At 71.3% G+C, this 26379-nt stretch carries 21 protein-coding genes; 9 read left to right on the top strand and 12 right to left on the bottom strand.

Annotated features, from left to right (window positions below; genetic code table 11):
* Positions 1-414 precede the first annotated feature (414 nt).
* The gene (locus tag ASF96_RS02705; protein ID WP_055935709.1) at positions 415-2475 is read left to right on the top strand and encodes an MDR family MFS transporter; all 2061 of its coding nucleotides are present in this window, start codon (positions 415-417) and stop codon (positions 2473-2475) included.
* A 59-nt stretch (positions 2476-2534) separates the two neighbouring features.
* Here ASF96_RS02705 and ASF96_RS02700 read toward each other — a convergent pair whose 3' ends face one another.
* From ASF96_RS02700 to ASF96_RS02690, 3 genes are all read right to left on the bottom strand, one after another.
* Positions 2535-4118, bottom strand: coding sequence for an AMP-binding protein (locus ASF96_RS02700; protein ID WP_055935707.1), 1584 nt, complete (start codon positions 4116-4118; stop codon positions 2535-2537).
* 83 nt (positions 4119-4201) lie between these two features.
* Complete coding sequence (gene chrA, locus ASF96_RS02695; protein WP_055935704.1) at positions 4202-5398, bottom strand: chromate efflux transporter; 1197 nt, start codon at positions 5396-5398, stop codon at positions 4202-4204.
* 41 nt (positions 5399-5439) lie between these two features.
* Positions 5440-6396, bottom strand: coding sequence for a Gfo/Idh/MocA family protein (locus ASF96_RS02690; protein WP_055937621.1), 957 nt, complete (start codon positions 6394-6396; stop codon positions 5440-5442).
* A 128-nt stretch (positions 6397-6524) separates the two neighbouring features.
* Between ASF96_RS02690 and ASF96_RS02685 the strand changes: the two genes are divergently transcribed.
* The 8 genes from ASF96_RS02685 to ASF96_RS02650 all read left to right on the top strand — a co-directional run bounded on the left by ASF96_RS02685 (position 6525) and on the right by ASF96_RS02650 (position 14877).
* On the top strand, positions 6525-7679 hold the full coding sequence (locus ASF96_RS02685) for a polysaccharide deacetylase family protein (protein ID WP_055935701.1): 1155 nt from the start codon (positions 6525-6527) through the stop codon (positions 7677-7679).
* A gap of 158 nt (positions 7680-7837) precedes the next feature.
* A complete protein-coding gene (locus ASF96_RS02680; protein WP_055831824.1) occupies positions 7838-8965 on the top strand; it encodes a glycosyltransferase in 1128 nt (375 codons plus the stop codon).
* 43 nt (positions 8966-9008) lie between these two features.
* Entirely contained in the window at positions 9009-9266 is a 258-nt protein-coding gene (locus ASF96_RS02675) for a glutaredoxin family protein (RefSeq protein WP_055831826.1), read from the top strand.
* Between the two features lie 11 nt (positions 9267-9277).
* The gene (locus ASF96_RS02670; RefSeq protein WP_055935698.1) at positions 9278-10216 is read left to right on the top strand and encodes an amidohydrolase family protein; all 939 of its coding nucleotides are present in this window, start codon (positions 9278-9280) and stop codon (positions 10214-10216) included.
* Entirely contained in the window at positions 10206-11447 is a 1242-nt protein-coding gene (locus ASF96_RS02665) for a kynureninase (RefSeq protein ID WP_055935695.1), read from the top strand. The genes ASF96_RS02670 and ASF96_RS02665 overlap by 11 nt, the downstream gene beginning before the upstream one ends.
* A 68-nt stretch (positions 11448-11515) precedes the next feature.
* Positions 11516-13264, top strand: coding sequence for a cation:proton antiporter (locus ASF96_RS02660; RefSeq protein WP_200934058.1), 1749 nt, complete (start codon positions 11516-11518; stop codon positions 13262-13264).
* Between the two features lie 186 nt (positions 13265-13450).
* Positions 13451-14203: an SDR family NAD(P)-dependent oxidoreductase gene (locus ASF96_RS02655; RefSeq protein WP_055935692.1), complete on the top strand. Its 753-nt coding sequence runs from the start codon at positions 13451-13453 to the stop codon at positions 14201-14203.
* 197 nt (positions 14204-14400) lie between these two features.
* Complete coding sequence (locus ASF96_RS02650; RefSeq protein WP_055831833.1) at positions 14401-14877, top strand: hypothetical protein; 477 nt, start codon at positions 14401-14403, stop codon at positions 14875-14877.
* A gap of 116 nt (positions 14878-14993) precedes the next feature.
* Here ASF96_RS02650 and ASF96_RS02645 read toward each other — a convergent pair whose 3' ends face one another.
* The 9 genes from ASF96_RS02645 to ASF96_RS02605 all read right to left on the bottom strand — a co-directional run bounded on the left by ASF96_RS02645 (position 14994) and on the right by ASF96_RS02605 (position 26379).
* Entirely contained in the window at positions 14994-17339 is a 2346-nt protein-coding gene (locus tag ASF96_RS02645) for an ATP-binding cassette domain-containing protein (RefSeq protein ID WP_055935689.1), read from the bottom strand.
* Positions 17340-17501: 162 nt separating this feature from the next.
* Positions 17502-19055: a DEAD/DEAH box helicase gene (locus ASF96_RS02640; RefSeq protein WP_055935685.1), complete on the bottom strand. Its 1554-nt coding sequence runs from the start codon at positions 19053-19055 to the stop codon at positions 17502-17504.
* A gap of 219 nt (positions 19056-19274) precedes the next feature.
* Positions 19275-19847: a DNA-3-methyladenine glycosylase I gene (locus tag ASF96_RS02635; protein ID WP_055935682.1), complete on the bottom strand. Its 573-nt coding sequence runs from the start codon at positions 19845-19847 to the stop codon at positions 19275-19277.
* A 90-nt stretch (positions 19848-19937) separates the two neighbouring features.
* The gene (locus ASF96_RS02630) at positions 19938-21050 is read right to left on the bottom strand and encodes an NADH:flavin oxidoreductase/NADH oxidase (RefSeq protein WP_055935679.1); all 1113 of its coding nucleotides are present in this window, start codon (positions 21048-21050) and stop codon (positions 19938-19940) included.
* Complete coding sequence (locus ASF96_RS02625; protein ID WP_055935676.1) at positions 21047-22462, bottom strand: MFS transporter; 1416 nt, start codon at positions 22460-22462, stop codon at positions 21047-21049. Before ASF96_RS02625 ends, ASF96_RS02630 begins: the two co-directional genes overlap by 4 nt.
* A 5-nt stretch (positions 22463-22467) precedes the next feature.
* The gene (locus ASF96_RS16680) at positions 22468-23391 is read right to left on the bottom strand and encodes a polysaccharide deacetylase family protein (protein WP_055935674.1); all 924 of its coding nucleotides are present in this window, start codon (positions 23389-23391) and stop codon (positions 22468-22470) included.
* Positions 23388-24341: a polysaccharide deacetylase family protein gene (locus ASF96_RS02615; RefSeq protein WP_055935671.1), complete on the bottom strand. Its 954-nt coding sequence runs from the start codon at positions 24339-24341 to the stop codon at positions 23388-23390. The genes ASF96_RS16680 and ASF96_RS02615 overlap by 4 nt, the downstream gene beginning before the upstream one ends.
* Positions 24338-25009 carry a cysteine hydrolase family protein gene (locus tag ASF96_RS02610; RefSeq protein WP_055935668.1) on the bottom strand — a complete coding sequence of 224 codons (672 nt, stop codon included), beginning with the start codon at positions 25007-25009 and terminating at the stop codon, positions 24338-24340. Before ASF96_RS02610 ends, ASF96_RS02615 begins: the two co-directional genes overlap by 4 nt.
* On the bottom strand, positions 25006-26379 hold the full coding sequence (locus tag ASF96_RS02605) for an MmgE/PrpD family protein (protein ID WP_055935665.1): 1374 nt from the start codon (positions 26377-26379) through the stop codon (positions 25006-25008). Before ASF96_RS02605 ends, ASF96_RS02610 begins: the two co-directional genes overlap by 4 nt.

Genomic DNA, 26379 nt, shown 5'->3' with positions numbered 1-26379 from the left:
CCAAGTGCGCAGGTCGCGCGCACGGTATCGCCCATCACTCTCCCCCCTCGAGCCTTCGGGGCTGCCTTCATCTCGCGGGCACGAAGAGAGTACGCGACGCGAGGACGCCCCTGGCCCTCCTTCACCTACGGCGCTCCGCACCGAAGAGCCGCGGCCCCACTGCGCCGAGAACCAGGCCCGGTGGCCGACAACGGGCCGCTCAGCGCCCGATCGGCCTGCTCTCGCGGCACCCCCTCTTCTCGACGCGGGCACCCTCGGCCGCGCCCCATCGCGAACCGCTCCCCACCGAGCGAGATTCCCCAGGGTGCAGCGCGCGTCGCCAGACAGCGCTACTATTTGTTGACTTTTAGCAAACACCTGGCGCCCGACTCCGCTCGATCGAGTCGCCCGCCGACCCTTCCCGATGAGGCCCCGATGTCAGACATCACTCGCAATCGCCGCGCGCACACCGCCGGCACCGACACGGTCATGACCCACCGCATGATCATGTTCGTCATCTTCGGCCTCATGGCCGGAATGTTCCTCTCCGCCCTCGACCAGACGGTCGTCGGCACCTCGATCCGCACGATCGGCGACGACCTGCAGGGCTTGAGCCTGCAGGCGTGGGTCACCACCGCCTACCTGATCGTCTCGACGATCTCGACGCCCATCTACGGCAAGCTCTCCGACATCTTCGGACGCCGTCCGTTGTTCCTGATCGCCATCCTGATCTTCATCATCGGCTCGGTGCTCGCCAGCTTCTCGACCTCGATGGTCGAGCTGGCGGCCTTCCGCGCGATCCAGGGCCTGGGCGCCGGCGGCCTCATGTCGATGCCCCTGGCGATCATGGGCGACATCCTCGCCCCGCGCGAGCGCGCGAAGTACCAGGGCTACTTCCTCGCCGTGTTCGGCATCTCGAGCGTCATCGGTCCGCTCGTCGGCGGCCTGTTCGCCGGTGCCAGCGAGATCCTGTTCATCACCGGATGGCGCTGGGTGTTCCTCATCAACGTGCCGATCGGCATCATGGCGCTGGCCATCGTCTGGCGGTTCCTGCACATCCCCAAGCAGCCGCGCGGGTCGGTGCGCATCGACTGGTGGGGCGCCACCACGGTGATCGTCGCCCTCGTGCCCCTGCTGCTCGTCGCCGAGCAGGGCCGCGAGTGGGGCTGGGGCTCGCCCATCGCCCTCGCCTGCTACGTGATCGGAGCACTCGGCATCCTGGCCTTCGTCATCGCCGAGACGAAGATGAAGGATGACGCGCTCATTCCGCTGAAGCTCTTCCGCTCCCCCACCTTCTCGATGGCGACGGTCATCGGCGTGCTCGTCGGCTTCGGCATGTTCGGTGCGATGCTGACCCTGCCGCTGTACCTGCAGCTCGTGCTGGGCTCCTCGCCCACGCAGAGCGGCCTCGAGATGCTGCCGATGATCCTCGGCCTGATGGTCGCCTCGATCGTCAGCGGACAGCTCATCGCCCGCACCGGCCGCTACCGCATGTTCCCGATCCTCGGCACGCTGCTCATGTCGGTCGGCTTCTTCCTGCTGACGTTCCTCAAGTACGACAGCCCCTACTGGCACGTGGCCATCGCCATGCTCGTCATCGGCCTGGGCCTCGGTCAGCTGATGCAGACGCTCACCATCGCGAGCCAGAACTCGGTCGGCGTGCGCGACATGGGCGTGGCCACGAGCGGGTCGACGTTCTTCCGCCAGATCGGTGGAACGTTGGGCACGGCCGTGCTGCTGTCGCTGCTGTTCACGCTCATGCCCACGAACGTGATCGGCTCGTTCTCGGACCGCCCGACCCTCACCGACGCGCTCGACGCCGCCCTCGACCCCACGGTGTCGTCGGCGCCGGCGAACGAGAAGATCATGTCGACGATCTACGGCCCGATCCTCTCGCAGGTCACCGAGGGCACGACCGCCCAGGTGCAGGCGGGCGTGCAGCAGGCGACGGATGCCGCGACCCAGGCGGTCGCCGCTCAGGTCGCCGCCGGGCAGATCCCCGCCTCGGCGCAGGCCGCGGCGACGCAGACCGCCGTCTCGCAAGCCCTCTCGGCCGCGTCGGCGCAGATCCAGCAGCAGGTGCCGGTCGCGCGGATCGGCACCGACGGAACGGTGAGCCTGGACTTCTCGAATGCCGGTGAGCGCTCGGCGTTCGTCGACACGGTGGCGACCACGCTGGAAGACCAGTTCGCGGCGGGCGGCGACACCTCCGCGCTCGGGGGTGCCGCCCTCGACGACACGTCGTTCCTGGTGGGCGCCGATGCGCGACTGACCAAGCCGTTCCTCGTCGGGTTCAACTCGTCGTCGACGACGGTCTACTGGGTCGCGATGTCGGTCGTGCTGCTCGCGTTCGTGCTGTCGCTGTTCTTCCGCACGCCGCCGCTGCGTGCCAAGTCGGCGCTGCAGGAAGCCGCCGATGAGCGCCGCGGCAAGGACGACGAAGACAAGCGCGCCGAAGAGGCCGCCGCGCAGACGGGTGCGCTGATCGCACCCTGACGCGTGAGACGACGAAGGGGGCGGGGAGTCACACGGACTCCCCGCCCCCTTCGTCGTCGTCAGGCCCGCTCGCGCGCCCGCAGGTCTTTGCGCAGGATCTTGCCCGACGTCGACTTGGGGATGACGTCGATGAACTCCACGCGCCGCACCTTCTTGTGCGGGGCGACCTCCGCGGCCACGAAGGCCTTCACGTCGTCCTCGGTCAGCTCACTGCCGGAGCCGACCACCACGAACGCCTTGGGGATCTCCTGCCCGTCGTCGTCGAGCACGCCGATGACCGCGGCATCCTGGATCTGCGGATGCGAGAGCAGCAGGGCCTCGAGCTCGGCGGGGGCGATCTGGTACCCGTGGTACTTGATCAGCTCCTTGAGGCGGTCGACGATCGTGAAGTATCCGTCGACGTGGTGCACGCCGATGTCGCCGGTGTGCAGGAACCCGTCGTCGTCGAGGGTCTCGGCCGTGGCATCCGGTCGGTTCAGGTAGCCGAGCATGACGTTCGGCCCGCGCACCCAGATCTCGCCCGGTGCCGTCAGGCCGTCGTCGCCGTGGATCTCGAGTTCGTCGCCCGTCTCGGGGTCGACGAGCTTCGCCTCGACGTTCGGCAGCAGCACGCCCACCGAACTCACGGGCATGTCGCCGCCGGCGGGGATCGCGTGCGACACCGGGCTGAGCTCGCTCATGCCGTAGCCCTGGAAGAAGCGCGCGCCGATGCGGCGCCCGGCGGTCTCGGCGGTCTCGCCGTCGAGGGGCGCCGCCCCCGAGAACACGCTGTGCACGCTCGAGAGGTCGAACTCGTCGACCAGGGGATGCTTGGCCAGCGCGACGGCGATGGGCGGCGCGATGAAGAGGAAGGTGCACCGCTGATGCTGCACCGACCGCAGGAACTCCGTCAGGTCGAACCGCGGCATGGTGACCAGGCTCGCCCGCTGCCTCAGGGCGAGGTTCAGCAGCACCGTCATGCCGTAGATGTGGAAGAACGGCAGCACCGCCAGCACCCGGTCGTCGCTCGAGATCTCGATCACCGGCCGGCACTGGTGCACGTTGGCCACGAGGTTGCGGTGCGAGAGCATCACGCCCTTCGGCACCCCGGTCGTCCCCGACGAGTACGGCAGCACGGCCACGTGCGTCGACGGGTCGAAACGCACCTCGGGCGGCGTGCGCCCCTCGCCCAGCAGGGAGCGCAGGTCGAGGTGTCCCTCGGCGCCGTCGAGCACGATCACGCGGTCGTCGTCGAGTCCCGCGGCCCGGGCGGCGGCGAGCGCCTGCGGCAGCAGCGGCGACACCGTCACGAGCCAGGTCGCCGCCGCGTCGCGCAGCTGCGTCTCGATCTCGCGCGCGGTGTAGAGGGAGTTGATCGTGGTGACGACGGCGCCGAGTCTCAGGATGCCGTGGAACACCGTCGCGAAGGCCGGAACGTTCGGGCAGAGTACGGCGACGACGGTGTCGGTGTCGACCCCGCGTGCGGCGAGAGCCCCGGCGAACCCGTCGACCTGGGCGCGGAGTCCGCCGTAGGTCGTCTCGGCGCCGCTGGCCGGGTCGATCAGGGCGACGCGATCGAGATCGTCGTCGGCGAGCGAGCCGAACAGGTAGTCGTAGATGCTCTGGTCGGGGATGTCGATGCGCGGGAAGGGGCTCTGGTACACGGTTCTCTCCTTCGAAAACGGTACGGCCGAAAACGGTACGGCGAGGTGCGGTGCGTTCATCCTGACAGCGGACGATGACCCTGTCACCCGAGGAGGCCGAGCAGCACTCCCCCGGCGGCTCCGACGAGCACCACGGCCCAAGCCGGTGCCCGGAACGCCGTCAGCAGCACGAAGCCGAGCGCCGCGAGGACGAACGGCCCGGGCCCGGTCACCGCGGTGGTGAAGACCGGGCTGTAGAGCGCCGCGGCCAGGATGCCGACGAGCGCCGCATTCGCCCCGCGCATCGCCGCGCGGACGCGGGGTCTCCCCCGCAGGGCGTCCCAGAAGGGCAGTACCCCCACGAGCACGAGGAAGCCGGGCACGAAGATCGCGAGCAGCGCGATCGCGGCTCCCTCGACACCGCCCGGTCCGACGTCCGACACGGCGCCCAGGTAGGCGGCGAAGGTGAACAGCGGGCCGGGCACGGCCTGCGCGGCGCCGTACCCGGTGAGGAAGACCTCGGGCGACACCCAGCCGGTCTCGACTACCGCGGCCTGCAGAAGGGGCAGCACCACGTGGCCGCCGCCGAACACGAGCGCCCCGGAGCGGAAGAACGCGTCGGCGAGCGCGACGGTGCCCGAGCCCGTCACCGCGACCAGTATCGGAAGCCCGACCAGGCCGGCGGCGGCGAGCACGAGGCAGACGACCGCCACCCGGCGCGACACACCGAACGGCGCGAGAGCGGCCGCGGGCGGCTCGGCGACACCGCGCAGCAGCCACAGGCCCACGATGACCCCGATGACCAGCGCGCCGATCTGCCCGAGTGCGCCGGGCGCGATGAGAGCCACCGCCAGAGCGATGACGGCGATGCCCGCGCGGCGGGCGTCGGGGGTCAGGGTGCGCGCCATGCCCCACACCGCGTGGGCGACGATGGCGACCGCGATGATCTTCAGCCCCGAGAGCACGCCGTCGCCGACGGGACCGCCCACGAGTGACGCGCCCGCGGCGAAGGCGACCAGGATCACGGCCGAGGGCAGCGTGAAGGCCACGAACGCGGCGAGCGCGCCGAGCGTCCCGGCGCGCTGCAGACCCATCGCGAAGCCCACCTGGCTCGACGCCGGCCCCGGGAGGAACTGGCAGAGCGCCACGAGGTCGGCGTAGGCGCGGTCGTCCATCCACCGCCGCCGCGCGACGAGATCGTCGCGGAAGTACCCGAGGTGGGCGACCGGCCCGCCGAACGAGGTCAGCCCCAGGCGCAGGAAGGCGAGGAACACCTCGCTCACGCGTCCCGGTCGTTGCATGGCCGGATCCTCTCGCCCCGGGGGAAACACCGGGTGAACCGTTACGTCAGCGGCACCCGCAGCAGGTCGTCGACCAGACGCAGGGTGAGGGCGGTGAGGTCCTGATCCGCGGAGACGTCGGCGCCGAGCACCGCGTCGCGGAAGCGCTCCACCTCGGCCACCATCGGGTTGGCGGCAGCTACGACGTCGATGACCTGCGGCGCGGCGTCGCGGGGCGTGATCGTCAGGCGTCTCGGGGCGTCGATCGCATCGATCGAGAGCGAGGCCGTCTCGCCCTGGAGCTCGCTGGGCAGTGCCGTGTCGGTGATCTTCGACCAGGCGACGTCGGCGACGAACCCGTCGTAGGCGGCGAGCGCGCTGCCCAGCCCGTCGGTGCCCGAGGCGATGCCGACGCGCACGCCGTGAATGCTCCGCGGCGCCCCGAGAAGCCGCACGAGGGCGTGCAGCGGGTACACGCCCAGGTCGCGCAGGGCGCTGCCCCCGAGCGCGGGATCGAAGATGTTCGTCTGCTCCCCGGCGAGCACGTGGTCGTACCGCGCGGAGCGCTTCTCGTAGCGCAGCGAGACGCGGCGGAGGGTCCCCAGCCGCGGCAGGGCGTCGCGCACGGCGGCCAGCCCCGGGTCGTACGCCGTGCGCATCGCCTCGAGCAGCACGACGCCGCGGGAACGGGCGTGCGCGACCGCGGCATCCCAGTCCGCTGCCGTCAGCACGGCCGGCTTCTCGACGAGCACCGGGATGCCGGCATCCACCGCCGTCCGCACCTGTTCCGCGTGCAGCGCGTTGGGGCTCGCGAGGTAGACGGCGTCGACGTCGGCGGCCGCGAGCAGGTCGTCGAGGCCGACGGCGGTCCCGGGCGCGCCGACCGCGTCGGCGAACTCCCGCGCGCGTCGGGGGTCGCGCGAGGCGACGCGCGAGACCTCGATGCCCTCGACCTCCGCCACCGCCCCGGCGAGACGCTCGGAGATGGTGCTGGTGCCGACGATGCCGATGCGGATCATGCCCCCATTGTCGCGCGAGTCCTCGCGCCCGCCCTCGCACCCGTCCTCGCGCCCGTCGAAACCGTTCATCGGCGCCGTGAACCGTCCCGATAGGATCGGCGCGAATCGCCACCCGAGCCCGAGGCACCATGACCACCACCCGAGCCCAGCACCGTCGCCGCTCCTCGAGACGCGTCCGTGCCCGCCGCACGCTCGTCGCCGCCGTCGCGGTCGCGGTCATCGCCGCCGGCGTCACCGCTCTCGCTCTGACCCGCGGGCCCGCCGCCCCACCCGTCGCCGACGAGACCGCCGTGGTCGAGACCCCCACGAGCACCCCGACGCCGACCCCGCCGACGCTGAGCGCCGCCCAGCAGCTGCTCGCCACCTCGACCGACGCGAGAGCCTGCGCGGTGTCGTACGAGGGAGAAGGCATCGAGATCGCCCCCGTGCTGCAGACCGAGGGCAACCGGTACCAGGGCCTGCCGATCCCCCGGACCGCCGGTCGCGTGTTCGCCGGGTGGTACGCCGCGGCCACCGACGCCGCCGCGCTGAACCTCTCCGCGCGACTGAACGGCGCCGACCTGGTGTCGTGCACCGATCGCGAGCGCACGCTGCACGCCGGGTGGACCTCCCCCGAGGCGAACACGGCCGAGGCCGCCGGCATCCCGATCCTGATGTACCACCAGTTCACGCGGAACCCGCAGGGCGAAGACACCTGGCTGCGTCTGAACTACGCCTACGTCGGCGACTTCGACGCGCAGATGGCGTACATCCAGCAGTCCGGCTTCTACCTGCCCACGTGGGACGAGCTGAGCGCGTTCATCGACGGCGCCCTGTACCTGCCGAAGCACTCCGTCATCATCACCGACGACGACGCCGACAGCTCCTGGCTCGAGCTCGCCGCACCGATCGTCGACGGGCGCAACCTGCTCACGACCTCGTTCGTCATCACCTCTTCGCGCACCGAGCCCACCCCGAACCAGTTCGTGCTGCAGCGCTCGCACACCCACGACCTGCACCGTGCCGGGGCCAACGGCAAGGGCCGCATGGTCAACGACGACGTCGAAACGATCGCTGCAGACCTCGAGAAGTCCGCCGAGATCCTGGGCGCGAAAGAAGTGGTGGCCTACCCGTTCGGTCACTACAACGACACGACGAAAGAGGCGCTGCGAAAGGCCGGCTTCGAGATGGGGCGCACCGTCGAGCAGGGGTACGTGCGCATCGGCACCGACAAGCTCGCCCTGCCGGTCGTCCGGATGAACTACGGAATGACCGTCGATGACCTGAAGGGGTACATCGGCTGATCAGGATGCCGATTCCCGACGTTTCCGACGGGATTCCCGTGCTTCGCAGGGGTGGGCATCCGCAGTCTCCCAGGTAACTCCGCCACAATGCCCAATTGAGCACGCGTCGGCCGGTCTACGCTGTGTACTTCTGTCTCACCGAGAAAACGCGAGCACCTATGGACCTTTCCGTCATCGTTCCGACCTTCAATGAGGGTCCGAACGTCGCCGAACTCGTCCGTCGTACGACGCAGGCGCTTCTCGGTCGCGACGTCGAGATCATCTTCGTCGACGATTCGACCGACGACACCCCCGACATCATCCGCGCCGTCGCCGCCGCCGCGCACGTCCCGGTGCGCCTCATCCACCGCGACGACCCCGTCGGAGGCCTCGGCGGCGCCGTCGTCGACGGCATCCGGGCCGCTGCGGCGGACTACTGCGTCGTCATGGACGGCGACCTGCAGCACCCGCCCGAGGTCATCGCCGAACTCCTCGACCGGGTCGAGGTCGGCGACGCCGACGTGGTCGTGGCCTCGCGCTACATCGCGGGCGGCACCTCCGACGGGCTCGCCAACGCGGTGCGCACCACGGTCTCGCGCGCGTCGACCCTGCTGACCAAGTCGATGTTCCCGAAGAAGCTGCACAACTGCTCCGACCCCATGACGGGCTTCTTCCTCATCGACCGTCGCTCGCTCGACCTCGAAGAACTGCACCCGCGCGGCTTCAAGATCCTGCTCGAGATCCTCGCCCGCAAGCAGATGCGCGTGGCCGAGGTCCCGTTCTCCTTCGCGCCGCGCTTCGCCGGTGAATCCAAGGCCTCGTTCAGCCAGGGAATGCGCTTCCTCACGCAGCTGACCATGCTGCGCTTCGGCCGCATGTCGGCGTTCGCCCTGGTCGGCGGCATCGGCGCGGTGGCCAACCTCGCGATCATGTGGGCCCTGGTGGCCGTACACGTCGAGTACATCCTCGCCGCGGTCATCGCCAGCGTCATCACCATCGTCGCCAACTTCCTCGCGCTCGAGTACCTCGTGTTCGCCGACATGCGGGCCGAGTCGGGGCTCATGCGCCACCGGTTCGTCAAGTCGTTCGCGTTCAACGGCGTCGAGGCGATCGTGCGCATCCCCGTCATCGCGATCCTCGTCGAGCGCGCGCACATGCCCAGCGTCATCGCGGCCGCCCTCACGCTGGTCGCGGCATTCGTGGTGCGCTTCGTCTTCCACGCCCTCGTCGTCTACGCGCCCAAGAAGAGCCGCGTGGGCAAGGCGGTGCGGGCCGTCGAGCCGCTCGAAGACGAACTGACGGCCTGATCCGATCGGCGCTCGTCGCCGTGCGGCGGCGTACGCTGGAAGCATGTCCAGCGAAGCTCCCATCCGTATGTTCGGCGCCGACTGGTGCCGTGACTGCATCCGCACCAAGAAGCAGCTCGACGAGCTCGGCGTCGCGTACGAGTACGTCGACCTCGTGGCCGACCCGGCCGCGGCCGACGTCGCGAAAGAGATCTCCGGGCGTACGAGCATCCCGGTGGTTCTGTACCCCGACTCCAGCCACCACGTCGAGCCCTCGAACGCCGACGTCGAGGCCAAGCTCCGCGAGCTGTCGCTGATCTGACCGGGGTCGGCATGACCCTCGCCACCGCGCGTCCCACCCGCCGCGCGCTCACCGGCGTCGCCGGCACGGCGCTTCCCGCCTTCGTCGATCACCACGTGCATCTGCACCTGATCGACCCGGAGCGGCTGGCGGCGCGCGGCATCGCCGGGGTCGTCGACCTCGGCGGCGATCCGGTGGCCCTCGCCCGTCGCACGACGGGCCTGCCCCGCGTCGCCTACGCGGGAGCCTTCCTGACAGCGCCCGGCGGGTATCCGCGTGGCCGGGGATGGGCTCCGGATGCCATCGTGCGCGACGTCTGGGACGCCTCGCTGCATCCGGGAGTCGTCGGGGGCGCACGCACGGCGGTCGACGAGCAGGCGGACGCCGGTGCGTCGGTGATCAAGATCGCCCTGCACGCCGACGCGGGACCGGTGGTGAGCGACGACGTGCTCGCCGCCGTCATCGTGGCCGCTGCCGAACGCGGTCTCGCCGTCGTCGCCCACGCGCAGGGTGCGGGACAGGTCGAGCGGGCGGTCGAGGCCGGCGTGTCGGCCCTGGCGCACACCCCCTTCGACGCCCGCGTCTCGCGCCGTCTGGTCTCGCGCGCCGTCACGGCGGGACAGGCGTGGATCTCGACCCTCGACATCCATCGCGGGGCCGAGCGAGAGCACGCGGTCGCCAATCTTCGCGCCTTCGCCGCCCGTGGCGGACGCGTGCTGTACGGCACCGACCTCGGCAACGGCCCGTTGCCGGTCGGTCTCAATCGCCGCGAGCTCCTCGCCGTACACGAGGCCGGCGTGCGCGGTGACGCGCTGATCGCCGCTCTCGCCGACCCGTGGCCCGCCACCGTCCCCGATGAGGCCGTGTCGACGTTCGTCGCCGGTCCCGCCCCCACCGACCCCGACGACGTGCCGACCTGGCTCAGCCGCGGAACGGTCGTCCCCACCGAGGAGCTCCCCCGTGCCGACTGATTCCGCCCTCGACGCCGAAGCCGCCGCCCTCGACGCCGCCGACCCCCTCGCGGCGCATCGCGACGCCTTCGTCGGCGCCGAGAGCCCGCTGGTCTACTTCGACGGCAACTCGCTCGGACGACCGCCCCGCGCCACCGCCGACCGACTCGCGCGGTTCGTGACCGACGAGTGGGGCGGTCGCCTCATCCGCGGGTGGGACGAGGCGTGGATGGAGCTGCCGTTCACCATCGGCGACCGGATCGGCGCGTCGACCCTGGGCGCGGCGGGTGGCCAGACGGTGATCGGCGATTCCACCACCGTGTTGCTCTACAAGCTGCTGCGCGCTGCCCTCGACGCGCAGATGACCACCGACGCGAACCGCGTCGAGATCGTCGTCGGGCGCGACGACTTCCCCACCGATCGCTACCTCGTCGAGGGGATCGCCGCCGAACGGGGTGCTCGGGTGGTGTGGGTCGAGGTCGACACCGCCCGGGGAGTGGATGCCGACCTGCTCCGCGCCGTCGTGGGCCCACGCACCGCCGTGGTGCTGCTGAGCCACGTGTCGTACCGTTCCGGGTTCCTCGCCGACGGTCCCGGTCTCACCGCGATCGCCCACGACGCCGGCGCCCTGGTGCTGTGGGATCTCTGCCACTCGGCGGGTTCCGTGCCGGTGGAGCTCGACGCCTGGGGCGCGGACCTCGCCGTGGGCTGCACGTACAAGTACTTGAACGGCGGCCCGGGGTCTCCGGCGTTCGCCTACGTCGCCACCCGGCACCAGTCGACGCTCACGCAGCCGGTCCAGGGGTGGATGGGAGCGGCCGACGTCTTCTCGATGGGGCCGCTCTACCGCCCCGCCGACGGCATGCGCCGGTTCCTGTCGGGGACGCCTCCGGTCCTGGCGATGATCGCCCTGCAGGACACCCTCGATCTTCTCGAGCAGGCCGGCATCGCGGCGGTGCGCGCCAAGTCCGTCGCCCTCACCGAATTCGCGCTGCGCGTGGCCGACGGCATCCTGAGTCCGCTGGGTGTGCGGCTCGCCTCCCCCCGCGATCCCGCCGAGCGCGGAGGGCACCTCACGCTCTCGCACCCCTCGATGCGCGCCGTGACCGCACGGCTCTGGGCCGACGACGTCATCCCCGACTACCGCGACCCGCACGGGCTGCGCATCGGGCTCTCTCCCCTGTCGACGAGCTTCACCGAGACCCTCGCCGGCATGCGGGCGGTCGCCGCCGCCGTCGTCCGCGAGGGGTGAGGGCCCCGCATCGGGCTTTCGCGGCTCCCGGCCGGGACTCGGACGCTCGCGAGGGATAGCCTCGGACGGTGATCGATCCCCTCCTCGCCATCGTCGCGGGCGTCGTGGTCGTCGCGCTGGTGACGGTCATCGCTCCCCGCTTCAACGTCGCGGGCCCGCTCGTGCTGCTCGCCATCGGCGCGGCCGTGAGCCTGCTGCCGTTCGTCCCCGCCTTCGCGGTCGACCCCGAGGTGATCCTGATCGGGGTGCTCCCACCCCTGCTGTACTCGGCCGCGGTGCAACTGCCCGCCATCGAGTTCCGCCGCGACTTCGCCCCGATCGCCGGGCTGTCGGTGCTGCTCGTGGTCTTCAGCTCGATCGTTCTGGGGCTGTTCTTCTGGGCGGTGGTCCCGGGGCTCGGCCTCGCGCTGGGCATCGCGCTCGGGGCGATCCTCAGTCCCACCGACGCCGTGGCGACCTCCATCGCCAAGCGCCTGGGCATCTCACCCCGCGTGGTCACCATGCTCGAGGGCGAGAGTCTGCTCAACGACGCCACCGCCCTGGTGCTCCTGCGCACGGCGGTCGCCGCCGTGGCATCCGGTTTCGCGTTCGCCGACGCCCTCGCCAACTTCGCGTGGGCCGTCGTGCTCGCCCTGGTGCTCGGCGCCGTCGTCGGCTGGGTGAACCTGCGCGTGCGCGAGCGCGTCACCAACTCCGCCGCCAACACCGCGCTGAGCTTCGCCATCCCGTTCATCGCGTACCTGCCCACCGAGCACCTCGGTGGCTCCGGTCTGGTGGCCGCGGTGGTCGCCGGCATCGTCACGGGCCAGGGCGCCGCCCGGCGGTTCACCCCCGAGCAGCGCATGAGCGACCGACTGAACTGGCGCACGATCGAGCTGATCCTCGAGGGCGGCGTCTTCCTGGTGTTCGGGCTCGAGCTGAAAGACATCGTCACCAGCAACCTGCGCGAGCACGAGGGCCTGTGGCACGGCACCTGGCTCGCCCTGTCGGCCCTCGGCATCGCTCTCGTCGTGCGCGGCCTGTACGTGTCGGGTCTCGTCTGGGTGCAGGGCCGCCGCAGTCACGGCCTCTGGCGTCACCAGGACCGCGTCGAGAACGCGCAACAGCGCCTCGACGACTTCGAAGAGGCGTACCACGCGGGTGAGCTCGACACGCAGGGTCAAGCCGACGACCCGGCGCGTGCCGCGCGGCGCATCGGCTGGATGCGCACGCGCATCTCGCGCACCATGGCCGACCTCGACTACTACCGCGACACGCCCCTGGGCGCGCGACACGGCACGGTGATCGTGTGGGCGGGCATGCGCGGGGTCGTCACGCTGGCCGCCGCCCAGACGCTGCCCGAAGACACGACTCAGCGACCGCTGCTGATCTTCGTGGCCTTCCTGGTCGCGCTCTTCAGCCTGGTGCTGCAGGGCATCACGCTGCCCGCGGTGGTGCGGACGGTCGGGCTGGCCGGGGAAGGCGGCCAGGGACCGTCACGGGAGGAGCAGCGCGCGCTCGACGCCGAGCTGCGCGACGCCGCGATCGCCGCCGTGCAGTCGGGAACCCTCACCCGACGCGACGGCGGCACCTTCCCCGCCGAGATGGTCGAACGCGCCGGAGCGCGGCTCACCCGGCCGCCCGACGACGAGGCGACCAGCCGGGTGCGCGACCTGCTGGAACTGCGCCTGGCGTCGCTGGATGCCATGCGCCGACGACTCGACCGCCTCAGCCGTGACGGCCGGTACAGCACCGCCGCCCTGCGCCACGCCCTGGCCGAGCTCGACGCCGACCAGCTGAGCCTGGAGCTGCGCATCGACGACGGCACCGACGACTGATCCCGGCCCCCAACCCCCGCGGGAGTCGCGAGGATGTGTCGCTTTCGGCACGTCGACGCGACAATTCTCGGCGACTCGCGCGGGGGGTGGGGCTGGAATAGGCGCGACGGCTGGTGGGTTCTCCCCCAGGCGCCTGCGGTCACCGCGAAAGCCGTGGTGACTCGACGGCGGGAGAGAAGTTCGTTCATGAGCAGGTTCACCGGCAAAGTCGCACTCGTCACCGGTGGGGGCAGCGGCATCGGCGCGGAGATCGCGCGGGAACTCGCCGAAGAAGGCGCCTCGGTCGTGGTCACCGACATCAACCGCGAGGCGGCTGACGCCGTCGTCGCGCAGATCACCGACGCGGGCGGATCGGCTGCCGCCTTCGCCCAGAACACGGCGAAGTGGCAGGACTCCGAAGCCGCCGTCGCCTTCGCGAAGGAGACGTTCGGCGCCCTTCACCTGGCGGTGAACAACGCCGGCATCGGCGCCGCCCCGCAGAACATCGGCGACTACGACATCGAGGCGTGGGACCGCGTGCGCGCGGTCGACCTCGACGGCGTCTTCTACGGCCTCCGGTTCCAGCTGCCCGCGATCGTCGAGGCCGGTGGCGGCGCCATCGTGAACATGGCCTCCGTCCTCGGATCGGTCGGCATCGCCCAGAACGCGGCGTACGTCGCCAGCAAGCACGCCCTGGTCGGCCTGACGAAGGTCGCCGCGCTCGAGTACACCGCGCAGGGCGTGCGCACCAACGCCGTCGGCCCCGGGTTCATCGACACCCCGCTCGTGCGCTCGAGCCTGTCGCCCGAGGCCCTCACCCACCTCGAGAACGAGCACGCGACGGGTCGCCTGGGCACCGACGCCGAAGTGGCCGCGCTGACGCTGTTCCTGCTGAGCGACGCCGCTTCGTTCATCTCGGGCAGCTACCACCTCGTCGACGGCGGGTACTCGGCCCACTGAGCCGACCGCTCCCGGGCCCGTCGCGCGTCGCGGCGGGCCCGGGGTGCGTCCGGCACGGCGAGGCCTGTCCCCCGATGGCTGGACGGAGGGCGTCCGGGCAGCCGTTTCCCGCAAGAACCGGACACCGACACGAGAGTGCGCCGGGGCGAGCTGACTGATTCCTCGCGGCGTACGGCACAATGGTGACGGAGGTTTCCATGAGCGATCCGATCCCGACGATGCCGTCATCTGCGGATGCCGCCGGGACCAGCCCCGTGCCCCTCGTGCACGCCGCGGCCGAGTGCCCGAAGTGCTTCACCGAGCTGCAGAGCGACCGTGACTGGTGGCGTGCCCGCCCCGCGGGCTCACGCCTGGTGGGGCTGGTCGTCTCGCGCCCCGACATGCCGACGGTGGTGCAGCAGCGCGACGACCTCACACGCTTCGGTGTGCCGATCGAGGGATTCCGCCACCCCGCGCCCGAAACGCTCGAGGGGTGGGCGAAGCGGCTGGACCGATTCTTCGGAACCCTCACGCACGGGGACGTGCTCGTGGTCGCGAGCGTCCACGCCCTCGGTCTCACACGCGAAGACGAGACGCGCGCGGTCGCCGACCTGCGCCGCCGCGGAGTGATGGTGAAGGTGCTGCCGCACGGCGACCGTCACCTGCACGACGCGTCGCTCACCGCACCCGCCTGACGCGGGCGGCGCCCCGCGTCTGTCGGACGCGGGCAGCGCATCGCATCCGTTCGCGCGCGGTCCCGCCCGTCGGGCGGAGCCTCACGACTCGCGTTCGGTCGACGTGGGCCCGCGCGTCACTCCCCGACGTACCGCGCCAGATACTCGCCCGTGAGCGTCGTGCGGGCCGCGACCAGGTCGGCCGGCGTGCCCTCGAACACCACGGTGCCGCCGTCGTGACCGGCGCCCGGTCCCAGGTCGATGATCCAGTCGGCGTGCGCCATCACGGCCTGATGGTGCTCGATGACGACGACCGTGTTGCCGGCGTCGACGAGGTGGTCGAGCAGCCCGAGCAGAGTGTCGACATCGGCCAGGTGCAGACCCGTCGTGGGCTCGTCGAGCACGTAGACGGCCCCCGACTTGGCCATCGAGATCGCCAGCTTGAGACGCTGACGCTCACCGCCCGAGAGCGTGTTGAGGGCCTGACCGAGCGTCAGGTACCCGAGGCCGACGTCGTTCAGACGAGCAAGGACCGCGACGGCCGGTCCGGTGACGAGGAACTCCGCCGCCTCGGCGACCGACAGCGCCAGCACCTCGGCGATGTTCTTGCCGTCGAGGGTGTACTCGAGCACGGCGTCGGAGAAGCCCGTTCCTCCGCAGAGTTCGCACACGGTCTCGACGGTCGATTGGAACCCGAGCTCGGTCACGATGACCCCCAGGCCCTTGCAGGCGACGCATGCTCCCTCGGAGTTGGCGCTGAAGAGCGCCGGCTTCACGCCGTTGGCCTTGGCGAACGCCGCGCGCACCGCGTCGAGGATGCCCGTGTAGGTCGCCGGGCTGCTGCGGCGCGAGCCCTTGATCGCCGATTGGTCGACCACCACGACGTCGTCGAACGATGGCAGGTGTCCGTGGATGAGCGAGGACTTGCCCGACCCCGCGACCCCGGTCACGACCGTCAGGACGCCGCGGGGCACATCGACGTCGACGCCCCGCAGGTTGTGGTCGACGGCTCCGCGGATGGGCAGGGAGCCGGTCGCCGCGCGCACCGCGGGCTTCAGCCGCGCGCGGTGGTCGAGGAACCGGCCGGTCAGGGTGTCGGAGGAACGGAGCCCCGCGACGTCGCCCTCGTACTGCACCCGGCCCCCGTCGCGCCCGGCGCGCGGGCCCAGATCGACGACGTGGTCGGCGATGTCGATGACCTCGGGCTTGTGCTCGACGACGAGCACCGTGTTGCCCTTGTCGCGCAGTTGCAGGAGGGTCTCGTTCATGCGCTGGATGTCGTGGGGGTGGAGTCCCGCCGTGGGCTCGTCGAAGACGTAGGTGATGTCGCTGAGGCTCGAGCCGAGATGCCGGATCATCTTGGTGCGCTGGGCCTCGCCACCCGAGAGCGTGCCGCTCGCGCGATCGAGCGACAGGTAACCCAGACCGATGCGCACGAAGGCGTCGAGGGTGTCGCCCAGCCCCTCGACGAGGGGCGCCACGGAGGAGTCGTCGATCGTCCGCACCCAGGCCGCGAGGTCGGTGATCTGAATGGCGGCGGCATCGGCGATGTTCACGTCGCCGATGCGCGAGGAGCGGGCGCCGTCGTTCAGCCGTGTTCCCGCACACGCCGGGCACGCGACGAAGGTGACGGCGCGATCGACGAAGGCCCGCACGTGCGGCTGCAGGGCATCGCGGTCTTTCTGCAGCAGGCTCTTCGTGATCTTGGGAACGAGTCCCTCGTAGGTCATGTTGGTGTTCGCGATGCGGACCTTGGTCTGCTCTTTGTAGAAGAAGTCGTGACGTTGCTGCGCCGAGTACTGCTCGATCGGGGTGTCGGCGTCGACGAACCCCGACTCGCTGAACACGCGCACCATCCAGCCGTCGGCGGTGTATCCCGGAACGAGGATGGCGCCCGCGTTCAGCGACAGCGTCTTGTCGACGAGCTGGTCGAGGTCGATGTCGCTGACCTTGCCGAGCCCCTCGCACTCGGGGCACATGCCCCCGGTGATCTCGAACGAGCGTCGCTCTTTCTGGCCCTTGCGGGCGCCCCGGGCGACGGTCACGGCCCCCGCGCCCGAGATCGACGGGACGTTGAACGAGAACGCCTGCGACGACCCGACGTGCGGCTGCCCCAGACGGCTGAAGAGCATGCGCAGCATGGCGTGCACGTCGGTGGCGGTGCCCACCGTCGAGCGGGCGTTGGCGGTCATGCGCTCTTGGTCGACGCGGATGGTCGCGCTGAGGTTCTCGAGCGCGTCGACGTCGGGCCGCGAGAGCTGACCCATGAACTGCTGCACGAACGTGGGATAGGTCTCGTTGATGAGCCGCTGCGACTCGGCGGCGATCGTCCCGAAGACGAGCGACGATTTGCCCGAGCCGCTCACTCCGGTGAACACCGTGAGCCGACGCTTGGGAACGTCGAGGTCGACGCCCTTCAGGTTGTTCTCGCGCGCGCCGCGCACGCGGATGACGTCGTGCGCATCGGGGACGGGGTCGCTCATGCGGCGCTCCTTCGAGGATCGGCCCCGGGTGGGCCGCCCCCAGTGTGGCGCAGACCCCCGACATCCGCGAGGCTCCCCGCACGCCGGCCCCGAACGACGACGGCCGGTGGAGACGACGACGCCCCCGCAGCCGGAGCTGCGGGGGCGTCGATCGAGGAGAGGTCAGCCCTGCGCGCGACGGTTGGTGCGCGGCGAGCGGGAGCCGACGACCATGCCGGTCGTGGGGGCGCCGGATGCCGAGCGGCCCGCGCCCTGCGGACGTGCGGCGCCGGCACCGGCGCGCTGTGCGCCGCCTGCGCCCTGGCCACGGCCCGCACCGGAACGCTGACCGCCACGACCGCCCTGGGGAGCGCGTGCGCCCGATGCGGCGTCGGCCGCCGGGGCGCCGGCGCTGCGACGACGACCGCCGCCGGCGCCCTGGGCGCCACCGCGGCCCGACGACTGCTGGCCCTCGCCGCGAGCGGCGCGCTTGCGCTGGGCGTTGGCGCCCTGCGAGCGTCCGCCACCCTGCTGCTGCGGGGCGACGACGGGCTCGGGCTTGACCCACTCGGCGACCTCGCCGACGAGCGCGACGACCTCGGGCGAGGTGGAGGTCACGACCGTGGGCGTGGCCGAGATCTTGGCCTTGCGCAGGATGTCGAGGGTGTCGCGACGCTGCTCGGGGAGCATGATCGTCACGACGTCACCGGCGGAACCGGCGCGGGCGGTGCGGCCCGAGCGGTGCAGGTACGCCTTGTGCTCGACGGGCGGGTCGACGTGCACGACCAGCTCGACGCCGTCGACGTGCACGCCACGGGCGGCGACGTCGGTGGCGACGAGCACCCGGGCGCGGCCGTCGCCGAAGGCGGCGAGGTTGCGGTCGCGTGCCGGCTGCGACAGGTTGCCGTGCAGGTCGACCGAGGGGATGCCTGCCGCGGTCAGCGCCTTCGCGAGCTTCTTGGCCTGGTGCTTGGTGCGCATGAACAGGATGCGGCGGGCGGTACCCGAGGCGAGGGTCTGCACGAGGCGGTTCTTCGCCTCGGTGTCGGCCGGCGCGAAGACGTGGTGGGTCATCGCGGCGACGTGCGAGTGGGCCTCGTCGACGGAGTGCAGCACCTCGTTGCGCAGGAATCGCTTGACGAGCTTGTCGACCCCGTTGTCGAGCGTGGCCGAGAACAGCAGGCGCTGGCCGTCGGCGGGCGTGCGCGAGAGCAGACGGGTCACGCCGGGCAGGAAGCCGAGGTCGGCCATGTGGTCGGCCTCGTCGAGCACGGTGATCTCGATGTCGCCCAGGTTGGCGAAGCCCTGACCGATGAGGTCCTCGAGGCGGCCGGGGCAGGCGACGAGGATGTCGACGCCGGCGGCGAGAGCGTCGACCTGGCGCTTCTGGTTCACGCCGCCGTAGACGGTGGTCGTGGTCAGGTCGAAGGCGGCGGCGAGGGGCTTGATGACCTCGTCGATCTGGTTCGCGAGCTCGCGGGTGGGCGCCAGAACGAGAGCGCGGGGGCGACGGCCGCGACGGCGGTCGCTCGTGGCCGCGAGGCGGGCGACGAGGGGCAGCGCGAAGGCGAGGGTCTTGCCCGAGCCGGTCTTGCCGCGGCCGAGCACGTCGCGCCCGGCGAGCGTGTCGGGCAGAGTGTCGGCCTGGATCGGGAAGGGCTCGTTCTTGCCCTGGGCGGCGAGAACGTCGATGAGGGGGGCGGGCACGCCGAGGTCGGCGAAAGTCTGAGACGTCATGAATACTCCTGCCGGCGCGCGGGCACGCACGGCGGTTCGGGATGCCGCGATGCTGCGGCTGCAATGGGCGAAGGCGCCGGGTGGCGCATCCGTTCGCCGTGAAGGTCAAAGGCCCGAGAGAGGGGCCGGTGCGTTCGACGACGCTGGGAGCGGAACGCTCCAATCGAACAGCCTACCGCCTCCAGTGGCGACACGCGGAATCGGCGACTCCGGTCGGCCTCAGCGCGACGCGCGCCAGCAGCCGGCGACGTGGTCGTCGACCATGCCGGAGGACTGCATGAGGGCGTACATCGTGGTCGGGCCGACGAAGCGGAATCCGCGGCGCCGCAGCTCTTTGCTCATCGCGGTGGATTCCGGTGTGACGGCCGGCACCTCGGCGAAGGTCGCGGGCGGCGTGTGCCCGGTGGGGGCGAACGACCACATCAGCGCGTCGAACTCGCCCTCGGCCAGGGCGGCCACGATGGCCGCGTTGCCGATCACCGCCTCGATCTTGCCCCGGTGGCGGATGATCCCGGCATCCTGCAGCAGACGCGCGACGTCGTCGGGACCGAACGCGGCCACGACCTCGGGGGCGAAGTCGTGGAAGACCTCGCGGAAGCGCGGGCGTTTGCGCAGGATCGTGATCCAGGCGAGCCCGGCCTGGAAGCCCTCGAGACTGAGCTTCTCGAAGAGCGGGCGATCGCCGCGCAGCGTGGAGCCCCACTCCTCGTCGTGGTACCGCTGATACTCGGCGTCGGAGCCCGCCCACGCGCATCGGACGACGCCGTCGGCGCCGGTCACCAGGTCGGTCATACGCCCAGGCTAGAGGGGGCCGCCGACATCGCGCCGCCCGTGTCCGGGGAGCACCGCGTGCGGGTCGCCCGGGCAGCAGGACTCGCGGCGTCAGAGATAGGCGCGGTGATAGCGGGGCTCGATCGACGCGCCGCCGGTCAGCACCAGCTCGGCACGGCGCGCCCAGTGCGGGTCGCGGAGCATCTCGCGCCCCAACAGGATCAGGTCGGCATGCCCGTCGGCGAGGATCGCCTCGGCCTGGCTCGGATCGGTGATGAGGCCCACGGCGGCGGTCGCGACTCCGCGTGCGCGAATGGTCGCGGCGCCGGGCACCTGGTAACCGGGGAAGGGCGCGTATTCGGCGCCCGCGACCAGCCCCCCGGACGAGCAGTCGATGAGGTCGACACCGTGGTGCGAGAGCGTCTCCGCCAGCTGCGCCGACGCCTCGGCATCCGACCCTCCCGGGGCGACGTCGTCGACCGAGAGACGCACGATCAGCGGCATGCCCGAGGGCACGCTCGCGCGAACGGCGTCGACGGTCTCTCGCAGGAGCGCGGAGCGCTCACGCATCCACCGATCGCCGCGCGTGTTCGTCACCGGCGAGAGGAACTCGTGCAGGAGATAGCCGTGCGCCCCGTGCAGCTCCACGGCGTCGAAGCCCGCCTCCACCGCCCGGCGCGCAGCCGACGCGAAGCCGTCGACGACGCGGGCGAGGTCGTCGTCGCTCGCGCGGGACGGTGCGGCGAATCGACCGAAGGGCTCCCCCGTCGCTCCCAGGGTCGCCCACCCTCCGCCGGCCGGCGGCACCGAGCCCCTCTCCCCCGGCTGATCGATCGGCGGCCCCGCGAACTTGCTCCCCTTGCGTCCGGCGTGCGCGAGCTGCACCGCGATCGCCCCACCCGCCCGGTGGACGGCGTCGGTGACGCGCCGCCAGGCGGGGATGTGCTCGTCGCTCCACAGTCCCGCGTCCTGCGGGGTGACGCGCCCCTCGGGCACGACGGCCGTGGCCTCGGTGACGATGAGACCGGCACCTCCCAGGGCGAACTGCGCATAGTGCGCGACGTGCCAGTCGTCGACCCGCCCGCTGCGGTCCGTGACGGCGTACATGCACATGGGAGAGACCCCGATGCGGTTGCGCAGCACCAGTTCGCGCAGTCGCAGCGGGCTCAGCAGGCGCGGGTGCCCGAGGGAGGGAACCGTCGGGGCGTACTCGGTCACGGTCATGTCGTTCCTCCGTCGCGGCGATGCCGGATGAGATGGGTGAGGGTGAGCAGCAGGAGCAGCGCGCCGATCCCGGCGATCGTGGCGCCGATCTCACGGATGCCGCCGAGCTCGTCTCCCGTGTCGAGAAGGTGGGCGACCACGACGGCGGCGAGCGCCGCACCGACGTACTGGGCGGTGCGATAGATCCCCGTGGATGCACCGGCCGCGGATGCCGGGACGGCGTGGTGCAGGAGCAGTTGATTGCCCAGGTTGTTGAACCCGTTCGGCACTCCCAGCAGCGCGCCCACGATCACCAGCTGCCACAGCGGCGTCGACGCCGAGCCCAGCACCGCCAGCAGCGTCCCGGCCACCACCATCGCCGAGGTGCCGATCGCCAGGAGGGTGCGCGGCTGCCAGTGCCTGCTCAGCCGGGTGGCTCCGACCGTCGAGAGGGCACCGATCGCGAAGACCGGGAGCATCATGAGACCCGTCGTCGCGGGGTCCAGCTCCCTCGTCGCCTGCAGCCATTGCGGCAGTCCGTAGAAGATCACGTAGAACGACACGAAGGTCGTCAGCGCCCGAAGGCAGGTCGCCCCGAACTGCGGATACCTCACCAGCAATCGCACGTCCACGAAGGGATGGCGGGCACGGCGCTCCCGCCATACGAACAGGATGCCGAGAGGAACGGCCGCCGCGCCCGCGACGAGGGCCAGGAGGGGGTCGGTGTCCACGCTCAACAGAGCCGTCATGGCGGCGACGAGGGAGCCGATCATCAGCAGCATCCCCGTGGGGTCGAGCATGCGCAGCGTTTCGGCGGCGGTCGATGCCGGACGACGCTCGTCCGCCGGCACGAAGACGAGCACGAGCGTCGCGCACAGCGCGACCAGCGGCAGGTTGATCCAGAAGATGCCGGGCCACCCCCACAGCAGCACCACGACCCCACCGACGGTCGGGCCGAGGGCGGCCGTGGTCTGACCGCACAGTGCGATCACCCCGATCGCGCCCGACGGACGGGCTCTGGCCTGGTCCGCCGTGCGGCGGATGATCGCCATCGCCGCGGGGAACTGTGCGGCGGCGCCCAGCCCCAGCACGACCCGGTCGGCGATCATCCACGCGCTCGAGGTGATGAACGGTCCCGCCAGGGAGGCGACGAGGATGAGGGCGAGACCCGTGAGGTACACGCGTCGCGGTCCGAACAGATCGGCGACGCGCCCCGCGGTGGGCGAGCCGATCGCGGCGGCGATGTAGAGCGAGCTGACGATCCAGGCTGTCGCGGTCGCGGCGTCGCCCCCGCCGAAGGAGGCGACCATGGGCACCAGCGCGACGGCGATGACCGAGGAGTTGAGTCCGAGGAGGATGGTGCCGCTGCCCAGCGACCACGGGATCCTCAGCGGCAGGCCCGGGGCGTCTCCCGTCGCGGCGCGCTCGACCACCCCCGTCAACCGACCAGCTCCGCCACCTGACCCGGCGTGACGAGCAGCACGTCGGGGTGAGCGGCGAGCGCGCGCAATGTCTGCTCGGCCACGTCGGCGAAGCAGGCCTGCCCCGAGACCCAGCCGAAGAGACTCAGCCCGAGATGGCGCGCACCCACGACATCGGCGTCGCGCACCAGCTGGTCGATCGTCGCCGACAGCAACTGCGCGTAGTCCGCGGCCGGGATGCCGCGCGCGTAGAGCTCGAACATGTCCTCTGTCTCGAGCGCGTGACTGACGGCGGTCAGACCGCTCGACGCACCGGCCAGGGCGACGGGTCGCTCGTCGAGCGGCCAGTCGCCGAACCAGCGGAAGCCGGCGTCGCGGAGCAGAGCCGTCGTCCGCGAGGTGCCCGCGCGCTCCGGTCCGAACCACCCGACGCATTCGCGCCCCGTGAACCGCTGGACCGCGTCCTTGGCGCGCACGATGGACGCCCGCTCCTGCTCGAGGTCCATCCGCGGTGACAGGATGATGTTCGCGGCGGTGCCGCGGACGACGATCTCCTGGGCGCGGTCGGCGATGCCGCGAGCGAGGCCGGGCACGGTCGTGACACCCGCCTCGTCGAGGGCCACCGCGACGGGGACGCCGGCGCGCTCGGCGATGTCGAGCAGCCGCCAGATACCCGTGGTGAGACCGAAGTCCCATTGCGAGAGTCGCGCGACCTGCCCGTGCCGCGGCTCGGAGGTGTCACGTCCCACCCCGCCCTGCATCGCCGTCGGGGTGAACGCGTCGGCGGGGACGACGTCCTGGTAGGACGGCGCGTGCAGCAGCACGCTGACGGCCAGCTTGTCGCCACCCGGGAGGACCCACGGCTCTCGGTGCGGCTCGTAGGCGCGCGGGAGGTCGGGGACGAACACCGTCGCGTCCGTCGGATGGGTGATGAGCGTCATGAGCGCACCTCCGCCGCATAGGCCGTGTGCTCTTCGGCGAGCGCCTCGGCGAAGGCGACCTGTTCGTCGTAGTGGTGGGCGAGGAAGTGATCGGTGATGGCCCCCGCCGTGGTGCACCAGATGCGCTCGTCGGCGCGCACCGCGGCGAAGATCTCGCGCAGCGCCTGCGTGAACCAGGGCTGACCCGCCAGGAACGGGTGCGTCGCGAGGCACACGACCCGCGCCTGTCCGTCGGTCATCGAATCGCGCAGCGATCGATCGATCTGGGCGAGGGCGAGGGCGACGAAGTCCGCGGCGGAGAGGCTGCGCACGTGGATCATGGGGACGTCGTTGAGCATGTAGCTGTAGGGCACCGACACGAAACGGGAGTCGTCGATCGTCCGGAGCGGACGGGGCTGCTCGTCGTGGATGAAGTCGGCGATGTACTGCATCCCGTGCGCGGCCATGAGATCGACGGTGTTGTCGGTGCCGGAGATCTTGGGTCCCAGCATCCCCTTGATGCGGCGGCCGCCGTAATACGTCTGGCTCAGACGCTGCGACAGGTCGTAGAAGGCGTTCTCATCGTCGCGCGACATCTCGTACAGCGGTCGGAGGTTCGAGATCCCGTGGCTCATGATCTCCCAGTCGCGAGCGGCCATCGCGTCGCGCACCTCGGGCTGCTCCTCCAGCAGCGACAGGCTGAGCGAGACCGTCGAGGGCATCTCGAACTCGTCGACCACGCGCAGCAGCCGCCACAGGCCCACCCGGTTGCCGCCGTCGCGGTGCATGTAGTGCTGCGCGTCGGGTGCGGCGACCCGGCCCTGCGGCGAACCGCCGCCCGGGGGGATCCAGTCGTAGTGCTCGACGTTGGGTGCGTGCCAGAAGGCGAGCGGCTTCTCGGACGGCCAGGTGACGCGCGGACGCGTCGGCATGGGCGCCCAGAACAGTCGACGGTTGTTCGAGATGCTCATGCAGCGCCGTCCTCCCGCTCCGCCGGGGTCGACGCCGACAACCGATCGAGCACCCATCTCTTGTCGACCACGTCGCCGAAGCGATCCTGCATGTCCCACAGCGACACCTCTCCGGACACGGTCCGGAAGTCGTCGCAGCACTCCTCGACGATGCTCAGGCGATAGTTCCGGTAGGCGGCGTCGACGACGGTCGCGCGTACGCACCCACTGGTGGAGGTGCCCGTGACGATGAGCTCGTCGACGCCGAGCTCTTGGAGGAGGTCGTGCAGGCGGGTCCGGTAGAACGCCGATGCCACGGTCTTCTCGACGATGTGGTCCGTCGGCGCCGGCGGCACGGCATCGCTGATCGTCGTCCACGGGTTGCCCCGCTCGCACCGCTCGGTGAGGCTCGACCGCACACGTTGGGCGAGCATCCGGTCGTCGAGGGAGTCCAGCACCATGACCGCGTAGATGACCGGGATGCCGGCCGCGCGGGCTGCTTCCAGCACGTCCTGGGTGTGTGCGAGGGCGACGGCGGTGCCGGGGCCGATCTTCTCGTGCTCGGTGAACGCGCGTTGGAAGTCGATGACGAGGACGGCGGGCGACGAGCCGGGGCCCACCTTCGTGCGGGTGGCGCGCAGGTGACGGATCGTGTCGATCTCGTGGTTCCAGTCGATGGTGTCGGTCATGCTGATACTCCTTGGGAAGAGGGGACGAGTCGGCGGAGCGCGCGGGTGAGCGCACGCGGATCGGGATCGTCGAAGAGCTCGACGGCGAGATGGACGTCCGCGGCGGTGAGACCCGCGGGGCGCACGGCCTCCGTCAGAAGGCCGTCGATCCTCTCCGCCGAGAACGGCGTGTCGACGGCGTCTCCGTCGGGGTGGCGGACGGATGCCGTGTGGGAGGTCCCGTCCGTGAGGTGCACCGTGACGCGGGCGGGCCGCGAGGTGGGCGTCGCGGGCGACAGCGAGGAGGTCGCATCCGTCACGCTGACCAGCGCGGCCAGGCGGGCGAGCGCGGGGTCGGGCGGAACCTGTGCCCGATCCACCGCGACGTCGCCGAAGCGCAGTGCGCTGGCGACGGCGAAGGGCACCGAGAAGTAGGCGCCGTGGCGGCTGCTCCACGTCGTGGCGGGGAGCGAGGCGGCGGAGGCCACGCCCTCGACGCGTACGGCGGCGATGTCGTCGGGGGTCATCCCGGCGGCCATCATCCGGTCGCGCACCCGCAACGCGGCATCCGCCGGTCCATGGGTGTACGCGCAGGACGAGTGCTGCTTGAGGTAGCTGGACGAGACCAGCGCCTCGTCGCCGAGCCCGGCGACGAGCAGATCGGGATCGACCACGCCCAGGGTGCCGGCGAGCGTTCCGTCGAGTCCCCCGGCGCCGGGCGAGGCGTCGGCGGAGGCGTAGCGTGCTCCCGCCGCACCGGCGAGAGCACCCTGCCCCACCCACTGGTCGCGGACCGCCGCACCCCGGTGCACCGAGGCCCACGAGGTCGCGGGCGCCATCGCGGCGCCCGCATCGATCGCGCGGGCGATCCCGTCGGCATCCGCCCCCATCAGCAGGGCGCACCCGGCGGCCGCTCCCGCGGCCCCCAGGGGGCCGTGCGTGTGCACCTCGGGGGCGAATTCCGTCGCCCGCCCGACCCGGGCGGCCACCTCATACGCCACGAAGAGGGCGTTCCACAGCGTCTCACCGCTGATCGCGCGCTCCTCGGCGATGGCCAGCACGGCGGGAACCGTCTGGGCGGCGGGATGTCCCTTGGCGTAGCGGTTGCCTTCGTCGCGCTCGGTGACGACCGCAGCGACGCCGTTCAACCAGATCGCGGCCTCCACGGGTACGTGCTGGTCGGTACCGATCAACGAGGCCGGTCCCCCCGCCGGCGACCACGCCGCCCGCAGGCGCCGCATCTCCGGAAGCATCGCCCCGCCGACGGTCACCGCGAGCAGATTCGTCACGGCGCGTCGCAAGGACCGCCGGACCGGCTCGGGGGCGCGGTCGAAGGGGCGGCTCGCGGCCCACTCGCCGAGCGCGGACAGCGACCGATCAGTCCCGTACAC

It is taken from the genome of Microbacterium sp. Leaf179, from assembly GCF_001423785.1.
Classification (GTDB): domain Bacteria; phylum Actinomycetota; class Actinomycetes; order Actinomycetales; family Microbacteriaceae; genus Microbacterium.
Note: the sequence above shows the minus strand (reverse complement) of the source record. Positions and strands in the feature narration are given on the sequence as shown.